Origin of the sequence: Zhouia spongiae (genome assembly GCF_022760175.1) — a bacterium.
Taxonomy (GTDB): Bacteria; Bacteroidota; Bacteroidia; order Flavobacteriales; family Flavobacteriaceae; genus Zhouia; species Zhouia spongiae.
Genome location: NZ_CP094326.1, coordinates 2,133,251 through 2,153,228 on the forward strand (window position 1 = coordinate 2,133,251; position 19,978 = coordinate 2,153,228).

The following is a 19,978-nucleotide window of genomic DNA, read 5'->3' on the forward strand; positions in this document are numbered from 1 at the left end:
GATCCTTATTTTTTGTAAATATTTACGCCCTGAACAACCCTGCTGATCGTTCCTGATACCGATGGATTGTCAGGATTAAATCCGAGTTGTAAGGATTTGTTGTAACCCAGTAACTGCCCTATCATGGTAGCCGGGACAACATGCAGGCTATTGTTTTCTGTATTGTTGTCAATTTTTATAGTACTTGCTAAATCTTCAGGTCCTCCAAAGGCAATGGTCTTGATGTTTCTCGGATCTGTAGCTGTGTCTTTAGCCAGGTCTTGTTCGTATCTCAATACATGGCTGTTGTTAGAAAACAGGTATACCACGAGTGTTTGTTCATTGACCACAGCTCTCGGTCCGTGTCTGAAACCTAAAAACGAATCGTGTTTACAGATTATTTGCCCGTCGGTTAGTTCCTGGAGTTTCAGATGGCATTCACGGGCAACCCCTAACATTGGCCCTGAACCTAGGAAAACCACCCTGTCAAAGGGTTCATCGATTACGGTTGCCAGGGTTTTATTCTCTTTCAGAATAGAATTCCCTAATGCAATGATCTCATTTATATCCTGGTTTTTGTTGCCGATATTTTGGATGTCTGCAACAAGAAGTATGCTAAGTAACATAGAAGTGAAGCTTCCGGTCATGGCAAGGCTCTTGTCATTACTTTCATCAGGCAGCACAAGTGAAAAACAATTTTCAGGATTCGCTTTGCCATATCTGGCCAGTTGCCCGTCTTTGTTGCAGGTAATAATAAAGTGATAGATGTTTTTACAATGTTGATTGGCAAGATTAACAGCTTCTACACTTTCAGGACTATTTCCCGATCTGGCAAACGAAACTAATAACGTGGGAGTATCCTTAAGGAAAAAGAGTTCCGGATGTGTCACAATATCAGTAGTAGCTATTGCCTGAGTAGATCTTATGGTAGCTGATTGGACCAAACCTTGAGCGGCTTCACCGATAAAAGCAGAAGAGCCGGCTCCGGTAAGGACAATTTTCAGGTTTTGGTTTTCCAAAACCGGGCGTATAAAGCTTTCAATACGCTCCTTTTGATTGTTGATTAGGTTGAATACATCTTCCCATAAATTCGGCTGACCAAAAATCTCTTGTCCGGTGTGCAGATCTATATTGTTAATCGTTTTTTCGCTCATTATATTCTAAATGTTTCTTCATTGTGACTCTTAAGTGGCAAATGAAGGTGAAGTTGAAAACAAATATAAAAGAAATAAAACGAAATAAAAAAGGTTTCGTTATATTTTATGTATATTTACCCTTTAAGAAAAAGTTAAGGAAGCGTTTTGCACTTAAAACGCTGTTATATTTTTTAATTAATGGATAGGAGAAAGTACGTTAAAACGATCGTTTTAGGGTCGGTATTACCGATTGTGTCGCCGGGCCTGTTAAAAGCAATGTCGGGCAACGAATTCTTTAAACCTGCTGATGTAAACTTTGAAAGTGAATGGTTGCTGTGGGAAGACATGAGCTGGGCGGGACCGGAGTACTGGGGTAACAGGTTGCAGGATTGGGAGGTTAAAGACGGGAAGTTACTGTGTAACGTTGCGGGATCGAACAGGAATCTACATCTTTTAACCATCCAAAAACAGGAGTCTACAGACGATTTTAGGGTGGGTGTGGAAGTGGAGCCGAAAGCCGGTGCTCAAGGCGGGAAATACTGTTTTGGATTAAGGCTGGGAGCTAAAGGTGTTTTTGAAGATTACAGGTCGGCTGCAGTATTTGGGAAAGGTTTGGATATAGGTTTAAATCAGAACGCACAGCTGGTTATTGGCGATAGGGTGCTGGATACAACATTGGATAAAGTGCCGGATAGTTTCAGACTGGATGTTTTTGCCGAGGCTTATCAGGGTAACTATAACTTGTCGGTAGTTGTTGCAGATCCGGAAAGCGGGGTTCAGCTGACAGGAGTCAGTAATGTATTGGTTGAGGCAGGACATGTGAAAGGGAATTTTGCGTTGCTGGCAGATTGTGGTGTCAAAAAGATTATAGACGAGCCGTCTGTTGCATTTTCGAAATGGAAGATACAGTCTGATGAATTGCATGTAAAAAAAGATCAGATATACGGACCTGTATGCTTTGCCCAGTATACATTACATCATAAAAAATTAAAGTTAACGGCGCAATGCTCGCCGTTTGAACGTATAGAGGGGCATGAGCTGTCGTTAGAGTTTTTAATAAATGGCGTTTGGCAAGCGTATGCCGGCAGTGTTTTGAAGCCGGATAGCCGTGCTGTGAATTTTGTTATTGATAATTGGGAGTTCAGCAATGACGTTCCTTATCGTTTAATAGCAAAGATACCTATGAAAAATGAGGTTCGTCATTATCAATACGAAGGAACTGTATCAAAAGAACCCCTGGAGAAGGAAGAGATTTCTGCGGCAGTTTTCAGCTGTAATTTTCATTTTGGTTTTCCTGATAATGACATATATGCCAATGTGTCGAAATTAAATCCGGATATAATCCTTTTTCTGGGAGATCAGTTTTATGAAGGAACCGGAGGCTTTGGAGTCCAGTTTACGGGGTCTTATGATAAAAGGTGTTTGGATTACTTACGGAAGTGGTACATGTTCGGTTGGTCGTATCGGGAGCTTTTCAGGCATAAACCATGTGCTATAATACCTGACGATCATGATGTCTATCATGGGAATGTATGGGGAGAGGGTGGTAAAGAAGCTGACGTTTCAAAAGGGTATGGGGCAGGAGCCCAGGATTCCGGAGGATATAAGATGTCTGCCGATTGGGTGAATATGATTCAGTTTACACAGACGAGTCATTTGCCTGATCCGTACGATCCGACACCGGTCAGGCAGGGAATAGGAGTGTATTATACCTCCTGGAATTACGGAGGGCTGAGTTTTGCAATTCTGGAAGACAGGAAGTTTAAATCGGCGCCCAAAAATGTATTGCCTGAAGAAGCTGATATCTGGAATGGCTGGATCCGGAATAAAGATTTTGATATAAAAGAATATAGGGATATAGATGCGGCTTTACTGGGGGAAAGACAGCATAAGTTTCTCAGTGAATGGGTAGAGGACTGGAACAATGCAGAAATGAAAGTCGTGCTGTCACAAACCAACTTTGCTACCGTAGCAACACTCCCGGAAGATGCCGTAGACGATTCTGTGGTACCTTCATTGTATGTGCCTGAGAAGGGAGAATATATTGTTGGGGATAAACCGACTGCAGATATGGATTCAAATGGATGGCCGCAGAAACAACGGGATAAAGCGGTTGAAATTATAAGAAAAGCATTTGCTTTCCATATAGCAGGTGATCAGCATCTGGGGAGTTTTATTAAATATGGTGTCGATGAGTTCGGCGATTCCGGTTATGCCTTTGCGGGTCCGGCGCTAAACAATATCTGGCCTAGAAGATTTTGGCCGGCTACAGATATAGCGCGTCATACACCTGAAAATCCGGCTTATACAGGCGATCATGTTGATGGTTTTGGTAATAAAATTACAGTTCAGGCTGTTGCAAACCCCTATCAGACCGGTATGGAGCCAAAGATTATCCACGATCGGGCTACAGGTTACGGCTTGGTGACGTTCAATAAAAACAACAGAACGATAAAGACCGAGTGCTGGCCGCGTTATGTGGATGTTTCTGTGAATCGTGATCAGCAATTTACGGGTTGGCCGATGATGATTTCTCAGGCGGATAATTTTGGAAAGAAAGCCGGAGCATGGCTCCCCCAGGTTAGAATAATGAATGCTCATAAACCGCTGCTGAAGGTGTACGACGGATCTGACGAACTCGTGTATGCAATACGAATGAAAGATGATAAGGTGTTTCGGCCAAAAGTGTTTGAAGAAGGAAGGTATAAGATAGTGGTTGTTGATCTGGAATCTGGAGAAGAGAAGATATTGAGTAATGTAAAAGCCAAGGATAAACAAAGAAAATCAATAGAGATCAAATTTTGATGTTTGTTGTTGATTGACTGTTCTTGGTCGATAAAATTTTGAATTCCGTGTTAAAAATAGAATCTAGCTGTGAAATTTATAACGATAAAGAAGAAAAATCAACAATTTTGATTCTTGAACCTATAACTAATTAAAAAGATATAAATTTAACCTCAAGGTAAAGAGAGATAAATATGATTACATTAACTACCCTAGACTACATTTTGATTTTTAGCTTTTTCGCAATTACCCTGTTTATAGGAATCTGGGTATCGAAAAAGTCAGGTAAAAGTTCTTCTGAATACTTTCTGTCCGGAAGAACCATGCCTTGGTGGCTGCTTGGTTTGTCCATGGTGGCAACAACTTTTTCTACTGATACGCCTAATTTTGTTACGGATGTGGTGAGAACTAATGGTGTTTCCGGAAACTGGATTTGGTGGTGTTTCTTGTTAACAGGCTTGTTAACGGTTTTTGTATATGCCAAGTTGTGGAGAAAATCTAATGTATCTACGGACATTGAGTTTTATGAGCTTAGGTATGGAGGCAAACCTGCAAAATTTTTAAGAGGCTTTAGGGCTGTGTATCTTGGAATTATTTTTAATATTCTGGCAATGTCGGGAGTAACACTGGCAGCCATAAAAATCGGGCAGATAATGCTGGGGCTCACACCTCTTGAGACTGTTGGATATGCGGGGCTGGTGACAGCTGTGTTTAGTGCAGTCGGTGGTTTTAAAGGAGTGGTTTATACCGACTTTTTATTGTTTTTCGTAGCGATGGTCGGTGGTATTGGTGCTGCGTACTATTGTGTAAACCTGCCTGAGATTGGAGGAGTTGCTAATCTGGTGACTCATGAAAATGTAGTTGATAAACTAAATATATTACCCTCATTTGATAATAAAGAGTTGTTTATAACGGTTTTGATTATTCCTTTGGCTGTTCAGTGGTGGAGTGCCTGGTTCCCAGGGTCTGAGCCTGGAGGTGGCGGGTATATTGCGCAGCGGATGCTGGCGGCTAAAAATGAAAATCACGCTATAGGAGCAACCTTCTTCTTTAATGTAATGCATTATGCTTTACGTCCGTGGCCATGGATATTGGTGGCACTATCTTCATTGGTGTTGTTTCCTGATGTAGCAAGTATTCATGAGGCTTTCCCTAATGTGGCAGAAGATAAGCTAGGTCATGATCTGGCGTATTCAGCAATGCTTACTAAGCTGCCTGCCGGATTGTTAGGGCTGGTGTTGGCTTCCTTGATTGCAGCTTATATGTCTACAATTTCAACCCACCTGAATTGGGGGTCGTCTTATATTGTATATGATTTTTATGCCCGATATGTTGAAAAAGATGCTTCGCAAAAAAGATTAGTGGCAGTTGGTAGGATATCGACAGTATTGTTGATGGTGTTTAGTGCTATATTGGCTTTGTTGTTGACGAATGCTTTACAGGTGTTTGATTATATAATAACCTTTGGGGCAGGTACAGGTTTGATTTTTATTTTGAGGTGGTTCTGGTGGAGGATCAATGCATGGAGTGAGATTGCTGCCATGTTTTCTTCAGGAATTATATCATTGTTGATTAATTTAACGCCACTCGGACTTATGATGTTTGGAGGGGTAGATGAGACTACTTCAGAAACTGTGCTGGGGTTGATGCCCGGATGGGCAAAGTATCCCGTTGTTGTACTGGTGACCACGGTTATTTGGGTAGGTGTTACTTTCCTGACGAAACCTGAAAAGAATTCGACCCTGTTTAATTTTTATAAGAGAACACAACCGGGTGGACCCGGGTGGAATAAAGTAGTTGGTGAGGCTCAAACGGAAGGTGAAGAGATTGTAGATGCGAGAGAGAAGTGGAGTGTTCCTTCAGGTATACTGGCAATGCTGCTGGGATGTGTCGTGATCTATTCAGCATTATTTGCAACCGGTTATTGGATATATGGAAGGTATGTTATGGCTACGGTCCTGACGGTGGTTGTTTTAATAGGTTCTTTCTTCCTGAGTAAGTTATGGAAGAAGATAAAAGCCACTATTTTTTAGTAAGAAGTTATTATCTGGATATTTGTTTGAGGCCTGTCCGTTTTATGGACAGGCTTTTTGTGTTTTGATATGATGTGTGTTCCAAAGCAGTTCTTGCTGGTAGGTTGCTGAAGAGAAAAATGAATTCTTTCGGGTTGTTCCGTGAATTAGAGATAAATTTACTATTGGTAAACTTTCCTTGTGTATTCTTTTTTATTTGCGATTTAACACTCAAAAACAACAAAACGAAAGAATTGATGTTAGAGTTTATTTGGATAATTGAAAAATTATGTTAATTTAGCAAAAGAATATGAAAGAATTTTTGTTTTGCAGACATGTTTTTATGCTTGCATACTTTAATTCATAACTAGTATCAACCAAATTAATTAATTTTATGAGAAAATTGTTTTGTTTCGCAATTGCGATACTTACAGTTACTTTTTCTTTTGCCCAGGAAACAGTAATTACAGGTAGCGTGGTTGACGGTGTGACAGGCGCTCCTCTCCCTGGGGTGAATATCCTTGTGAAGGGAACCAGAATAGGGGTAGCGGCAGATTTTGATGGGAATTTTATGCTTAAAGCGCCTGATGACCAGGCCACATTAGTTTTTACGCTTATTGGGTATAAAACTCAGGAAATTCAACTTCAGGGCCGATCTTCATTGACAGTTTCGCTGGATGAAGATTTAACCGAATTAGATGATGTAGTGCTTATAGGGTATCAGAAAGTTAAAAAGAGAAACGTTTCTGGTGCGGTTTCAAGTGTGCGTAGTGATGCTATTGAAGATATTCCAGTCTTGAATGTTTCTGGTATAATTGCCACACAGGTAACAGGTGTTCAAAGTGTGTCAATGTCTGGGGCACCTGCTGCAAGAGGAGCGTTGGTGATCAGGGGGAGTACAGCAATCGGATCAGATATAGATCCTGATTTAGCATATAGTAACCCATTGTATGTCATAGATGGTGTTCAGACATCGTTAGAGGATTTAGCTGGGTATGGAGTGTCTAATACTGATTTCTTGGCATCACTCAATCCTAATGATATAGAGAGTATAGATATCCTAAAAGATGCTTCAGCAGCTGCTATTTACGGATCACGTGGTGCAAATGGAGTGATCCTTATCGAAACCAAAAAAGGAGCGGTACTTGATAAACCTGAATTTTCTTTTTCTACAAGTATGGGTATTCAACCACAACCTGATTTAGTTAAAATGTTAGTGGGGGCTGCTGAAAGAAGGGCAAAAATGAATATGATCCAAAAATGGTGGACTACTGCTGAGTTACAAGGTGGTCAGACACCGATTATGCTTTCAGATAGTTTAAATCCGGCTTTTAATAATAATATAGATTATCAGGGATTGTTCTACAAGACGGGAGTAGCTAAAAAGTATAATTTTAGTGTACGCGGAGGTAGCGAACAATCTAATTATCGATTTTCATTAGGTTATGATGATCAGGACGGAGTGATTCAAGCTACCGGTGTGGATAGAATTACATTTAATTCGAATTTTAACTTTAAAGCGGGTAAAAGGTTTAAAAACCAGCTAATTACAAGGTTTACGTATACAGATCAACAAACCGGGCAGGGAAATCCTTATACCGGACAATATCATAGTAATTTTAATTTGAATACTGCATTACCTGTAAATCCTGCAGGTTTACAATCCTCGTTGTTTTATGTGTCTGAAGATCGTATTAAATCCATAACGGGGGAGTTGAGTGAAAAAATGAATCAGGATCGTACGCTTAATTTTACTTTGTCGAATTTTGCTTCCTTGGATTTGTTTGAGGGATTGAGTCTGAATTCACAAGTGAGTTTTGTGTATGATACCAATAAAAAGAACTATTATGAGCCTTCAATCGTCCGTAGTGCAGGTGATGGTTTTGCCAGTTATTCATTGTATACAAGAAAGAATTTGACTGCCGAAAATTATTTTACATTCCTTAACGATTTTGGAAGCCAAAACCATGAGTTGACAGCTGTATTGGGAAATCGGGTAGATTACAATCAGTATGAAGACATGTTGATGGGAGCATACGGTTTTGGTAGTGATGCGATTAAAGTGATTAATGATAGATATTCCCAGGATGAGATTTTCGGTAGAACGGATATAAGAGCTAATGCGTTGGTTTCGTTCTTTGGCAGGGGTACGTATCGTTTTAAGAACAGGTATCAGGTAGATTTTAATTACAGTATGGACGGTTCTTCTAAATTTGGAGAGGACAATCGATGGGGTGAGTTTTATTCGGTTGCAGGTAGCTGGATTGTGTCTGATGAACCATTCTTTAAAAATACTATGCCTGAATTTATCGACTTCTTAAGATTGAAAGGGAGTTGGGGATTAACAGGTAAGCAGGCTACAGGTGATTATGATCGATTTGGAGCGTATAGTTTAGGTTATGGTGGTAGTGCATATTGGACTAACCTGATGAATGTATCTTCTTATGGAGGTGTTACGGGAGTAGTGCCTAATTATAATAAAATAGGTAATTCAATGTTAGCCTGGGAGGAGACGAAGCAATGGAACGTGGGGTTTGATCTCGACTTGTTTAACAGGAGAGTAAGTTTGAATTTTGATGCATATAACAGAGATACTGAGAACTTGTTTTTTGGAGTAGATCTACCTGCTTATTCTGGGTATAATAGTAGTACGCTTAATTTAGCAGGTGTCATTAATTACGGCTGGGAGGCTATGTTAAGGTATCATGTATTTCCTAGAGAAAATGATTTGCGTTTAGAGCTAATGGCTGGTTTTTCTCAAAATAAAAACTATGTGTCTAAGCTGCCGAATGGCAACAGGGATTATGTTAATATTAGTAAAGATTACGGATATGTAGTTGGTAGACCATTAAACTTGTATAGGTTTTTTATCAATGACTATATTATTGACGATCTTTCTCAGTTGCCGATTAACCCGTTTACGGGTGAACCTTTAACAGGGAAAAGCGCTTGGGCGTCTATAAGACCTGGATTCCCGATCTGGAAAGATTTAAACGGGGATTATTTACTTGATGAAACACATGATCAAAAATTGGCTACTGAATTTTCACCAATTCCTGATATCCAGGGGTCTTTTAATATCAATATGCAGTATAAAAAATGGTATTTCCAGATGTACAGCCAATTCTCATTTGGAGCTGATATTAAAAATACCGTATTGAACAGCTATATGGATGCCTATGACCGGGGTGGTGATAACTGGGCAGTTAGAGGTTTAGCAGATTTAAGTGACTATACATTCTGGGAACAGCCGGGGGATGGTGCTGCAGGAGTGGATTTCCCTGCACTGTATCCGTCAAGTCCTAGTTTGGGGCCGTTCTACGGGTTTAGAGGGAATCAGACTTTATGGATTGATAGTGGAGATTACTGGAAGATTACCAATGCTTCTGTAGGATATACATTTGATAGACAGGATGATTTTATGAACAAGATTGGTTTATCGCGCTTAAGATTATTTGCATCAGTTTTAAACCCATATCAATGGCAGAAATCGAAGAAAATTGTTGATGCTTCTATGGTAGATGCCCAAGGTAATACCTATGGAAATGGTTATCCTCAGGCTAGAACGATTTCGTTTGGTATTGATACAAGATTTTAAAAAAAATGATTATGAAAAGAATTAAAGGTATTAAAATATATATAATAATCTTAAGTCTCTTTGGGGCTGTAGGTTGTTCGGATCTGTTAGAGCAGGAACCTGTGAGTATCACTCATCCTGATGTGTTTTGGACAAGTCAAGACAATGCGGAACAAGCATTGGCAGGGGCTTATGGATTACTTAAATATGCTTTGACAAATCAGGCTAATTTCCTGTTTTGGGGGGAGTATACCGGAATGACGTTTTTAGACAGTAAGTTTTGGATTACTGATTATATAGAGAATAGTGGGGATTTTGTTCTGGCTTACCGTGATGCTTCAAGAGATTGGACTCATTTTTATCGGGTAGCTAACTGGGCAAACACTATTGAACAGTATGTAAAAGGCATGCCTGATGAGGTGTTTGAATCTAAACAAGAGAAAGATAGGATTATAGGTGAAGCGGCTTTTGTAAGAGGATTAGCTTATTTTTATATCGCAAGGATATGGGGAGATGCTCCAATTGTAGAGGAATCTCTGGAAAGTTCAAGTCAGTTAGTGGATGATGATGGTTATGTGGTAACTATTCCTCGTAGTGATGAATTGGAGGTTCTGGATTTTGCTTTAGCGGCAACAAACAAATCGATAGATCTGTTAAGATATTCTTCTCCGGGAGCAGAAGGTTGGGCAATTACAGCTAACAAGGCGAGTGCAGAAGCACTGAAAGCTCATATTACCCTGTGGTATGCGAGTAGAGATAATGATAATGGGGAAATGATACAGCAGGCCATTGATGCTACCACTAAAGTGATTAATAACAGTGGAACGAGTTTAATAGATTATGTTGCTGAAGGAGAAGTAGGTTTTAACAGAATGTGTCTAGGGCAGTCAGAAACAGGCTTGTTTGAAATTAATTTTGATTCTGACTTAGATGAGGCGTTCAGGATAGAGACTAATGCAGGTAATCATGTGGGAGCTACTTTAAATGCTCCGATAGTCTATCAAAACCGTAACACAGGACATACATTAGAGTATAATGCAGATCGTTATGGTAACGAAATGATGAATACAGATCCTGATAGAGAGAACGATATGAGAAAAGACTTGTTCTTTTATTCGTACAACGACAATTCGGATAATTTTTTGTCTTTCTTGATGAAGTATTCTCATACCAGTCAGGATCCGGCTGATCCGCAAAATGCATCTGCACAGTTTTCAGAATCAAACATTCTGATTTTTAGATTGGCTGATATGTACTTGCTAAGAGCAGAGGCATACGCTCGTCAAGGAAATGCTGGGTTGGCTATGGCCGATCTCAATGAGATTAGAAGTAAGGCTAATGTGCCCGATTATATGGGGGCAACGGATAGAGGGTCGTTAATGAAAGCGATTTTCGATGAGAGAGCTATTGAATTTGTTGGTGAAGCTCAGTCTGGTTTCGACCGTATTAGAATGGATTATTTTGATGGTGTGTCCTGGGCAAATCAAACTCGAATCGAGAAAGAAGGGTACTTCTGGCCGGTTCTGCCAGGGGTGATCTCTATTAATCCGGCGATAGTTCAGACAGAATTCTGGAGAGGTAAATTGTAATAGGTCATTGTTTAATTCAAATGAAGATTAAAATGAGAAATAGTATTTTAATAATAATAGCCCTTTTAGTTTTTTGTTCGTGTAGCGGGGGTGATGATTATCTGGTAGATGGAGGAATTAGCGGACAAGAGGTAGGGATGTCTACCGTAGATTTTTTTAAGTCACATGAACAGTTGGATACATTGGCTCTGTTAATTGAAAAAGCAGGAATGGTAGAGTTGTTTAATAGTCCTGATAACACAGTTTTTGCACCTAATAATTTATCTATTAAGAGATATGTAGATGAAAGGTTGTCAGAGTTAAGATTGTCAGATCCTATGGCCGAATTTACGGTTAATGATATCGAAATGGATACTTTAACAGCATATCTCGGGGCTTATGTTTTTGATGATTATCTGAACAGAGAGAGCATGCCAAAGGAGCAGGGTGCAATATTTGTAGCATCAAATGGAGAAGAGCGTAGAGTCTCTCTGGAGCCATCTGGGGATTACCAGGATCAACTTGATTCAAGACCTGAGTATGTATTTTATACAGCTCAAGTTGGTGCTGAGTGGGATGCGTGGGATTCTAATGTGACTAATGTTGATGAGAAGGATGATAAGTCGGTTGCGAGAACCTCAAATCTGCTGTCAACCAACGGGGTGATCCATGTTTTACAGGGGAATGGGCATATGTTGTTTAATTACAAAGGACAATAAGAAGAATTCTGTTAACCTGATGGTAAAATTATAAGTTAACCTAATTAAAGAAATTATGAAAAGAATTATATATGCTTGTTTAATTGTTATTACAGGCGTTTTATCGTGTCGACCGCCTGAGGTTGGATATTTAAGTGATGATATTCATGCATTGGAGGATACTATATTTGTGAATAGAGGAGTGTTTGTTACCAGTGCTCCTCCGGCGATAGAGGGTTCTACTTATCCAATGCATTGGGAAATTACCGGGGTTACTGATGCCCAGGGGAATTCGACGAATGCCTTGTTTGATGAACATGAAATTTTAATATGGAAAGAAGGATTTAATCCGGATACTGACACTACTTTGGCACTCGTTGAAGAAAAATTAGAATTGTCGAATGAGCCTTCAATATTGATTAATGATGTCAGTGGTGAGTTTGCTTTTACGCAAGCAACCCGTAAAGTGACTGACAATGATATTTTTCATTTAAATGTAAAGGCATCAAATATGAGAGGTGAACGACAGTTAGATGATTTTGTAGTGGTTAAATTAGGGCCATTTCAGCCGGTTGAGTTCCCTACAGAAATGCGTTCACGTTTACAATTGGGTAAAGTGAGTGGGGGGTATGATATCGGTTATACCTCTGTGATAATGAATGGAGATGATGATAATGCACCAAGTGTTTTGGACGGTACGCATCCTTATATAACTGTTACAAAAATAAGTGATGAGCCTTCCTTAGGGGTTAAGGTAAAAATGATTATAGCAGATAGTTATGATAACCCGCTGGATCCTGGAAAGGTTGTGTTTTATCCGAGTGGAGCTACTTATTTACAGAATTACCATGATAATTCTATAGAGACAACAACCGATTCAGGAGCTACATATTTTGAATTGCCTGCACCGCCGTTTCCTCAATTTTCACGAACCTATAGTGGTACAAGTGGTTATCTGATGTATTATTTAACAACAGGTGATGCTTTTACAGTAGATAAAGAGGCTTTTGAAGCTGATAATGGAGTGGAAGAAGATTTTTGGTTGCCGTATACTGATCCGGGTACGGGAGAGGTTTTAAACCGTGCTTATATCCGATGGGGGATTAAGATTAATGACTCTGGTACCTGGGAAATTAAAATGAAAATTCCTTATACAAAATTGAAGGAGTAGTTTTTTATCAACTAGTTGAATGTTGTGTAGGGATGGTTTTTTCTTGTATTAAAGACAAGGGGTGTAATAGCCATTTAAGTTGAATTGAATAATAACTTAAATTTAAAAGAACTATGAAAAATATACTAATATGCGTGTTTGCATCTATTTTAACAGGGTTGTTGTTGAGTAATACTGTTAATGGTCATAATGAAGATGTGATTTTAGGTAAGGGGGCGAAAGAGTTAACCTGTGCCCCACCTAATTATACCTTTGTTCTTGAGTCATATACTACTGAGATAAAGGCTGTTTGGCCTTTTGATGACAATATTATTTGTCGTTACAGAAAATCAGGAACTGCAACATGGAGTTATTTAGGTCCTTATTACGGTCAGTTTTTAATTTGTGATAGTTTAGAAGAAGGGGCTGAATATGAATTTCAATTTGCTAAGGTTTGTGGTTCGGAACAGAGTTCGTATACCAGTAGTTATTTTGAAAGTACGATTCCCTAAATAGTTAATATGTCTGATAACAAATGAGTTAGTGATAGCTGGTAACAACTTTTTGTTACCGGCTTTTTTATGAAAATGGATTCAGGAAGAATACAATCTTTTATGAGTATGTATTTCTTAAAAAGTCTAAAAGTATAATAAATCAAACTTATGAAGCTATTAAATTTTAAATATGGACTGATCGTTTTAACGTTAACTTCATTTTTGTCATGTGGCAAGCATAAAGAAAGCGCAACTGTCATTCACGCCGTAACCGACTTGTCACATCAGTTTACTTTTTATGCAGATAACAGGTTCTATCAGCAATATATGCCGGAAGGCAAGGGAGTGGCTAATTGGGTAGACCTTTCCGATTTCGATCTTTCAAATACTAATTTGCTTATTCTTTTGGGTTGTGATGATAGAATTTCGTATTCAAAAGAAGATGTAGAAACCATTACAGGTTTTTTAAATGAAGGTGGCGGGGTCATGATTTTTGGCAATGATAAAACAAAATCGCAAAACGAATTGTTAAGCAATTATGGCTCCCGGTTTGTAGCCCCTGCTGCATATCCGCTTGTGGCCGGCCGCAGCTTTAATCTCGACAGTATTGAAGGTAATGGAGTATCTGTTATCGATTTAGAGAAGCCGTCATTATGGAATATGTTAATTAAGGACAGTAAAGGAAAGCCTGTATTGGTAAAACGTAATGTAGGAAAAGGAACTTTACTGGTGTCCTCACGAGAACTTGCTGGTAGTCACCCAAGTGCCCGTGATTCGATTAATAAAACGCTTTGGAAAACTATATTGCCCAGATTGGCTGAAGGGAAAAAAGTAGATACAACAAAGCGCTTTAGAAGCAAGGGAATAAAGCAAATGAAGTTTAATGAGGATCATGGAGGTTTTAAAATGAGTTATACAAGTTATATGAAGCCCTATGCCAAAGAAATGGTTAATGTGTATAAGAATGCTTTGCCTTTTATAGAAGAAAGAATGGGTGTGCCTTTATCTCCTGGTATGGCTTCGCATATCACCCTGTTGCCTACAGGAGGAGGAGGTTTTTCCAGTGGAGAAACCATTGGATTAGCGGTGTGGTGGGGCGATTTCCCTGAGAAAAAAGAAGGGATGATAGAATTCCTGACTCATGAGTCTGTACACTCGTGGGTGCTTCCGTTTCCTGAAGTATGGAACGAGCCTATAGCTACTTATATAGGCGATCTTGTATTGATGGATTCCGGTTATCAAAAAGAAGGGTTGACCCGTATTGAAAATACTATAGCTAGGGCAACCAGAATTGACCCGGAAATGAAGAATTATGATATTCATGGGAATCTTACCGGAACAGGCAGCGTATTAAACGACAGTGAAAAGAATGATATTCATTGGGGTAAAACCTTTTGGATTTTTGAAGAGTTAAGAAAAGAAAATCCTGATATAATATCGGATTACTTTAAAGCTAAACGAGTACATGTGAAGGAGGGAAGTGTAAAAGAATACGATATGAATGAAACCGTACGGCTTCTTAGTAAGGCAATGGATAGGGATATGTTTGGATGGTTTAATGATATAGGTGTTAAAGTTAATTCTGAAAAACCGGAAATAAAGTAAGTGTGCCAAACTTAGGTTTGTTTGAGTCGGTTTTTTATGGGAGATACTAAAATAAGGTAGGTTTTTATAGAGGTATTTAAAGTAAATAGTTTAAGTTAAAAATAGTATATATGGTAAAGTTTAGAATGATTGGTTTTTCTTTTGTATGTTTGATTGTTAATGTTTTGTCGGCTCAGAATGGTGTGGTGAAAAACGTATCCCGCATTGAAGTTGTTCAACCGATAATCAAGACCGAATTCAGGTCAGAGGGTTGTAAACAACGTGTTCAGGGAGGCGGAGCCAGAACAGTGAATGGTTACCAGGTTTTTGACGGGGCGAAGGATGGTAACAGGCAGGTAGATCCTCAAATTGCTATAGGAGGGGGGTATATTCTTCATGGAACAAACTCGGGTTTAGTGATTTATGATAAACAGGGGAATTATATAGATGGTGCTTCTCAAAATTGTTTTAACAAGGGGATTGATCCTAAAATGTTTTTTGATCCGCATAGTAAGGTGTTTGGGTTCGACTTATGGAACCCCTGGGATGAAGAAAAGAAGAAACCGGTAAATATAGCCGTTTCTAAGTCAGATAACCCTACTAAAGAATGGTTTGTGTATCCTGTGCCGGCTCCAAAAGGAGTAGATGGCGGGGGGATTGGATTTAGTAAAAAATGGATAGGATATTCTTTTCCTGGTGGAGAAGAAAGAACATTTGTGTTAAGAACAAAAGAGGCTAAAAAGGGACGTGATGCAACGGTGTATCACTTTGAAGGTAGTTTGGGGCATCCTGTGTTTACACAAGATAAAGTCGATGACTTGTATTTTTTTAAGATAGACCGCGATAAGTTTATCATAACCAAAGTGACTGAAGGAAAAAAAGGAGCGCCTGTTGCGGAAATAGTAAGTGCTAAAGCGCATAACCTTGGGGATATTAAGTATCCGCCAAAATCACCTCAAAAAAATACAGATCAGTTAACGGCTTCCGGCGATAGAAATCCAAAAAACCTGGTTCTTCAAAATGGATGTATTTGGTTTTCTCATGCCATAAATCATAATGGGAGATCAGCCGTACAATGGCATCAGGTAAAATTAGATGGAACTATTGTTCAGACAGGGCTTATTGCAGACTCAAATACAAATTATATACAGACTACTATTGCGGTGAATAAGAGGAACGATGTACTTATCGGGTTTCAGGAAACAAATGAGAATATGTATATCAGTCCTCGTTTTGCCTATCGCTATGCCGGTGACCCTCTGGGTACTATTCGTGAAATTGTAAGTGTTGGCGAAGGAAAAGGGGCCACTAACGGGGTTTCTTGGGGCGATTATAGCGGAAGTATGATAGATGGGGATAATTTAACCGACCTGTGGACTATACAGAGTATAGCCAATGATGAGGGGCGCGGAGAAACAGTCATAGTGAAGGTTCCTTTTAAGTAAGTTAAACCTAACATGTCAGGAAGTTAAAAGAGAGGTGCGCCTCTCTTTTTTTATGGATATAATTTAAATAACCTTCCTTTTATAGATGCATTCCGGTTGTTGGTTAAGGTTGGTAGTTCGTCTGCTTTATTGGCACCGCCAAAGGGTATAATACCCCGAGGCTTGCCTCGAAATTAAAATTTGTTTCCGACCAATGCCTTGTGTGCTTGTACCGAGGTAGTTTACGGATTTTAGCAGCGAGTGAAAATCAGGTTAAGCAAGTATTAAATATTTGTCATTTTTTTAATTTTTTATGATGTTTTTTTTGAAGGATATCAAATGAAAGTTAATAAAAGGTTTTGAGTTTTTTAAAGTAAAGTAATTTTTAATTTAGCAAGAAAATGAAAGACACATATGTTTTTTATCCTTTTAAATAATTGTTATTTAAAAATTAAGGTTTCAATTCATGTGTTTTTTAAAATTCAACCAAATAATATATTGCTTATGAAAAGATTCTTATTTATGATGGTTGCCTTTTTTTTAGTTGGTTATTCTTATGCGCAAGAAAAAACAATTACAGGACAGGTAACAGATTCAGAAACAGGTATGCCCATTCCGGGTGTTAATGTATTGGTGAAAAATACTACCAATGGAGTTGCCACAGATTTTGATGGTAACTATTCAATAGAAGTATCGGCTTCTGCAACCTTAATTTTTAGTTATGTGGGGTACCAGACAGCAGAAAAACCGGTTGGAGGCAATACGTCGATTAACGTAGCTCTGGCTATCGAAGCATCTCAGTTAGACGAGGTGGTGGTTGTCGGGTATGGTACTCAGAAGAAAGAAAACCTTACGGGTTCGGTAAGTAGTATTAAAACAGATGAAATCGAGGGAAGAGCAACTACTTCACTAACAAATGCTTTACAGGGCCTGACTCCCGGAGTAACGGTAGTGTCTCAGGCTGGAAACGTTGGTAGTGATATGGGAAGTATCAATGTTCGCGGTAGAGGAAACCTCGGATCGTCTTCACCGCTTTATATTGTGGATGGAATTCCTGTAAATGCAAGAGATTTTCAGCGTATCAATCCTTCTGATGTTGAAAGTATCAGTGTGCTTAAGGATGCTGCTGCAGCTTCTATCTACGGTTCCAGAGCAGCATATGGTGTTTTTATCGTAACAACTAAGAAGGGTAAAGAAGGGAAAGCAAGCTTTTCTTACAACACTTATTTTGGCTGGCAATCACCAACTGTATTGCCCAAAAAGGTAAATGGTGTGCAATATGCAAACCTGATTAACGAAGCAAATGTAAACGCCGGAAAATCAGCTGTGTACTCGAATGATGAGTTGCAGACGATTAAAGATCAAAGTAATCCTGATCTTTATCCGGATAATGATTGGTATGATTTATTTTACAGATCTTCAGCGCCAATGCTGGAACATAATATTAGTGTTTCCGGAGGTGGAGATACAAGGTACTTTGTGAGTGGTACTTTTTTTGAACAAAACTCCCTGGTTCCCGGAACATCTCTTGATCGATACAGTATAAGAGCTAACACGGAAAGAGATTTTGGCGATAATTTTACTTTAGGAACAAATATTTCATTTGTTCAGGAAGATATTGAAAGGAAAGGTGATTTCTCTTTCGTTGATCTCGACAGGATGACTCCTCTAACGGTAGGCAGACACTCTGATGGTACCTGGGGTAGTATAACAGGAGGTAAGGTGAGTAGTGTTTTGGCAGAAAACAACCCGTTGCGTAAGGTTGCGGAATATGGTTGGGAAGACAGGCAAAAAAGTACATTTATCGGTTCAATCAATGCCAAACTTCAATTAACCAAGGATATTAGTGTTAAGGGAATAGTCTCTTATCAAACATATAACGAAGAAAGAAATACTTTTAAAAATGAAGTAGATCCTGTTATCAATTTCTTGACAAAAGAACCTATCGCTTCAACCAGAAAAACTCCAAACAGTCTGGAAGTGAGATGGGATAAGGATCATACTTTTATGGCACAGGCTTTTGCTACTTATGAAAAGGAAATAGAAAAGCACGATGTGAAGTTTATGATCGGTACACAGTATGAGGCTACTCAGTATAAATATTTATTAGCTTCAAGAAAAGAGTTCCCTTCTAATGGGCTCGGGGCTATCAACGGAGGGTCAAATGCGGCTATCAATCTTAGTAATAAAGGGCTTATTGAAGAAGAGGCATTTGTATCGCAATTCGGTAGATTGAATTATAGTTTTGATGATAAATATTTGGTTGAAGCGAATATAAGATTTGACCAGTCGTCTAAATTTAATAGTGATAACCGTTTGGGGGTATTCCCGTCTTTCTCTGCTGCATGGAGAGTTTCTCAGGAATCGTTCTTAGAAAATGTAGAGTGGTTGTCTAATATGAAGTTAAGAGGATCATGGGGACAGTTAGGCTATGTTGATAATGTAGGTTTCTACGATTATTATGACGCTTTAGGTACGGGAACAGCAGCTATAATTGGTGGTGGTCGTGTAGATGGTGTATGGCCATACAGACAAGCTAACCCGAACCTGGGATGGGAGACGGTTACGATGACTAACATTGGTATCGATGTCGGATTGTTTAGAAATGCTTTAAGTTTTCAATTGGATGCCTTTAACAAGGTAACGGATGATATCTTGCTTGAAGTGCCTATGCCTCTGGAGTTAGGTCTGGAAGACAATGAAGAGGTGGTTATCTCTCAAAATGCAGGAAAGGTGACGAATAGAGGACTTGAGATTGCATTGGCCTACAGGGGAGAAATTAATGATTTCAAGTATAGTGTTTCGGGTAATATGTCGAAAATATGGAATAAAATCGATGACCTGAGAGGAAATAATGATCAGATATACGAAAGTAAATGGATTTTCAGGGAGGGTGAGTCGATAGGCTCGTTCTATATGTATGAAGCTGACGGATTGTTCTCTACCCAGGAAGAAGTAGATGCACATGCTTTTCAGTCATCTGCGACAAGTCCAGGGGATATCAAGTACAAAGACCTGAATAATGATGGCGTAATTAATGGTGATGACCGTAAAATTGTTGGAAATGATGTGCCTTACTTTACCTATGGTTTGAGTTTTAACGCTTCTTATAAAGGCTTTGATTTTAACGTTCAGGGGCAAGGAGTTGCCGACGTAAAAGTGTATCTGGACGCAGAAGCTTCCCAGGCATTTTATAACGGTGCAGGAGCAAAGGAATATCACCTAAACAGGTGGACACCGGACAACCCGGATCCTAATGCAGATTACCCGAGAATATTACCTAGTGGTGAAAGCCAGCATAATCAGGTATTGTCGTCATTCTGGATGTATAACGCTTCATACTTCAGAATTAAAAACCTGGCATTAGGATATACATTACCGCTGGATGTCACCGAAAAATATGGCTTGTCTAAACTTCGTTTCTATGTTTCTGGAACCAATTTGTTCACAACAAGAAGCGACAAGCGTTTAGATGACTTCGATCCGGAATTCCCATCAAGAAGAGCAGGTTATCCGATAATGAAGGTGGTTTCGTTAGGATTGAATGTTAATTTTTAATTTTTTAAAAGACA

Annotated in this window: 11 protein-coding genes; 10 read left to right on the top strand and 1 reads right to left on the bottom strand. The window is 39.1% G+C overall.

Features of this window, described 5'->3' with window-relative positions; genetic code table 11:
• Positions 1–5: 5 nt before the first annotated feature.
• The gene (locus MQE36_RS09310; RefSeq protein WP_242935709.1) at positions 6–1,133 is read right to left on the bottom strand and encodes an SIS domain-containing protein; all 1,128 of its coding nucleotides are present in this window, start codon (positions 1,131–1,133) and stop codon (positions 6–8) included.
• 180 nt (positions 1,134–1,313) lie between these two features.
• Between MQE36_RS09310 and MQE36_RS09315 the strand changes: the two genes are divergently transcribed.
• From MQE36_RS09315 to MQE36_RS09360, 10 genes are all read left to right on the top strand, one after another.
• Positions 1,314–3,920 (top strand): alkaline phosphatase D family protein, encoded by a 2,607-nt coding sequence (locus MQE36_RS09315; protein ID WP_242935710.1) that lies wholly within the window; start codon positions 1,314–1,316, stop codon positions 3,918–3,920.
• Between the two features lie 173 nt (positions 3,921–4,093).
• The gene (locus MQE36_RS09320; RefSeq protein ID WP_242935711.1) at positions 4,094–5,932 is read left to right on the top strand and encodes a sodium:solute symporter family protein; all 1,839 of its coding nucleotides are present in this window, start codon (positions 4,094–4,096) and stop codon (positions 5,930–5,932) included.
• A 373-nt stretch (positions 5,933–6,305) separates the two neighbouring features.
• Complete coding sequence (locus MQE36_RS09325) at positions 6,306–9,509, top strand: SusC/RagA family TonB-linked outer membrane protein (RefSeq protein WP_242935712.1); 3,204 nt, start codon at positions 6,306–6,308, stop codon at positions 9,507–9,509.
• Between the two features lie 11 nt (positions 9,510–9,520).
• Positions 9,521–11,077 (top strand): RagB/SusD family nutrient uptake outer membrane protein, encoded by a 1,557-nt coding sequence (locus MQE36_RS09330; RefSeq protein WP_242935713.1) that lies wholly within the window; start codon positions 9,521–9,523, stop codon positions 11,075–11,077.
• 32 nt (positions 11,078–11,109) lie between these two features.
• The gene (locus MQE36_RS09335) at positions 11,110–11,775 is read left to right on the top strand and encodes a fasciclin domain-containing protein (RefSeq protein WP_242935714.1); all 666 of its coding nucleotides are present in this window, start codon (positions 11,110–11,112) and stop codon (positions 11,773–11,775) included.
• Between the two features lie 55 nt (positions 11,776–11,830).
• Positions 11,831–12,925 (top strand): DUF5007 domain-containing protein, encoded by a 1,095-nt coding sequence (locus MQE36_RS09340; RefSeq protein WP_242935715.1) that lies wholly within the window; start codon positions 11,831–11,833, stop codon positions 12,923–12,925.
• A 113-nt stretch (positions 12,926–13,038) separates the two neighbouring features.
• A complete protein-coding gene (locus MQE36_RS09345) occupies positions 13,039–13,416 on the top strand; it encodes a hypothetical protein (protein ID WP_242935716.1) in 378 nt (125 codons plus the stop codon).
• Between the two features lie 150 nt (positions 13,417–13,566).
• Positions 13,567–15,003 (top strand): hypothetical protein, encoded by a 1,437-nt coding sequence (locus MQE36_RS09350; protein ID WP_242935717.1) that lies wholly within the window; start codon positions 13,567–13,569, stop codon positions 15,001–15,003.
• A 110-nt stretch (positions 15,004–15,113) separates the two neighbouring features.
• Positions 15,114–16,427, top strand: coding sequence for a hypothetical protein (locus MQE36_RS09355; protein WP_242935718.1), 1,314 nt, complete (start codon positions 15,114–15,116; stop codon positions 16,425–16,427).
• Positions 16,428–16,910: 483 nt separating this feature from the next.
• Positions 16,911–19,964 carry a SusC/RagA family TonB-linked outer membrane protein gene (locus MQE36_RS09360; RefSeq protein ID WP_242935719.1) on the top strand — a complete coding sequence of 1,018 codons (3,054 nt, stop codon included), beginning with the start codon at positions 16,911–16,913 and terminating at the stop codon, positions 19,962–19,964.
• The last annotated feature ends 14 nt before the right edge of the window (positions 19,965–19,978 follow it).

Excerpts from the sequence above, each read along its gene's own strand:
- MQE36_RS09335 (WP_242935714.1), top strand. The coding sequence starts at position 11,110 with ATGAGAAATAGTATTTTAATAATAATAGCCCTTTTAGTTTTTTGTTCG.
- MQE36_RS09340 (WP_242935715.1), top strand. The coding sequence starts at position 11,831 with ATGAAAAGAATTATATATGCTTGTTTAATTGTTATTACAGGCGTTTTA.
- MQE36_RS09325 (WP_242935712.1), top strand. The coding sequence starts at position 6,306 with ATGAGAAAATTGTTTTGTTTCGCAATTGCGATACTTACAGTTACTTTT.
- MQE36_RS09345 (WP_242935716.1), top strand. The coding sequence starts at position 13,039 with ATGAAAAATATACTAATATGCGTGTTTGCATCTATTTTAACAGGGTTG.
- MQE36_RS09350 (WP_242935717.1), top strand. The coding sequence starts at position 13,567 with ATGAAGCTATTAAATTTTAAATATGGACTGATCGTTTTAACGTTAACT.
- MQE36_RS09355 (WP_242935718.1), top strand. The coding sequence starts at position 15,114 with ATGGTAAAGTTTAGAATGATTGGTTTTTCTTTTGTATGTTTGATTGTT.
- MQE36_RS09320 (WP_242935711.1), top strand. The coding sequence starts at position 4,094 with ATGATTACATTAACTACCCTAGACTACATTTTGATTTTTAGCTTTTTC.
- MQE36_RS09310 (WP_242935709.1), bottom strand. The coding sequence starts at position 1,133 with ATGAGCGAAAAAACGATTAACAATATAGATCTGCACACCGGACAAGAG.
- MQE36_RS09330 (WP_242935713.1), top strand. The coding sequence starts at position 9,521 with ATGAAAAGAATTAAAGGTATTAAAATATATATAATAATCTTAAGTCTC.
- MQE36_RS09360 (WP_242935719.1), top strand. The coding sequence starts at position 16,911 with ATGAAAAGATTCTTATTTATGATGGTTGCCTTTTTTTTAGTTGGTTAT.
- MQE36_RS09315 (WP_242935710.1), top strand. The coding sequence starts at position 1,314 with ATGGATAGGAGAAAGTACGTTAAAACGATCGTTTTAGGGTCGGTATTA.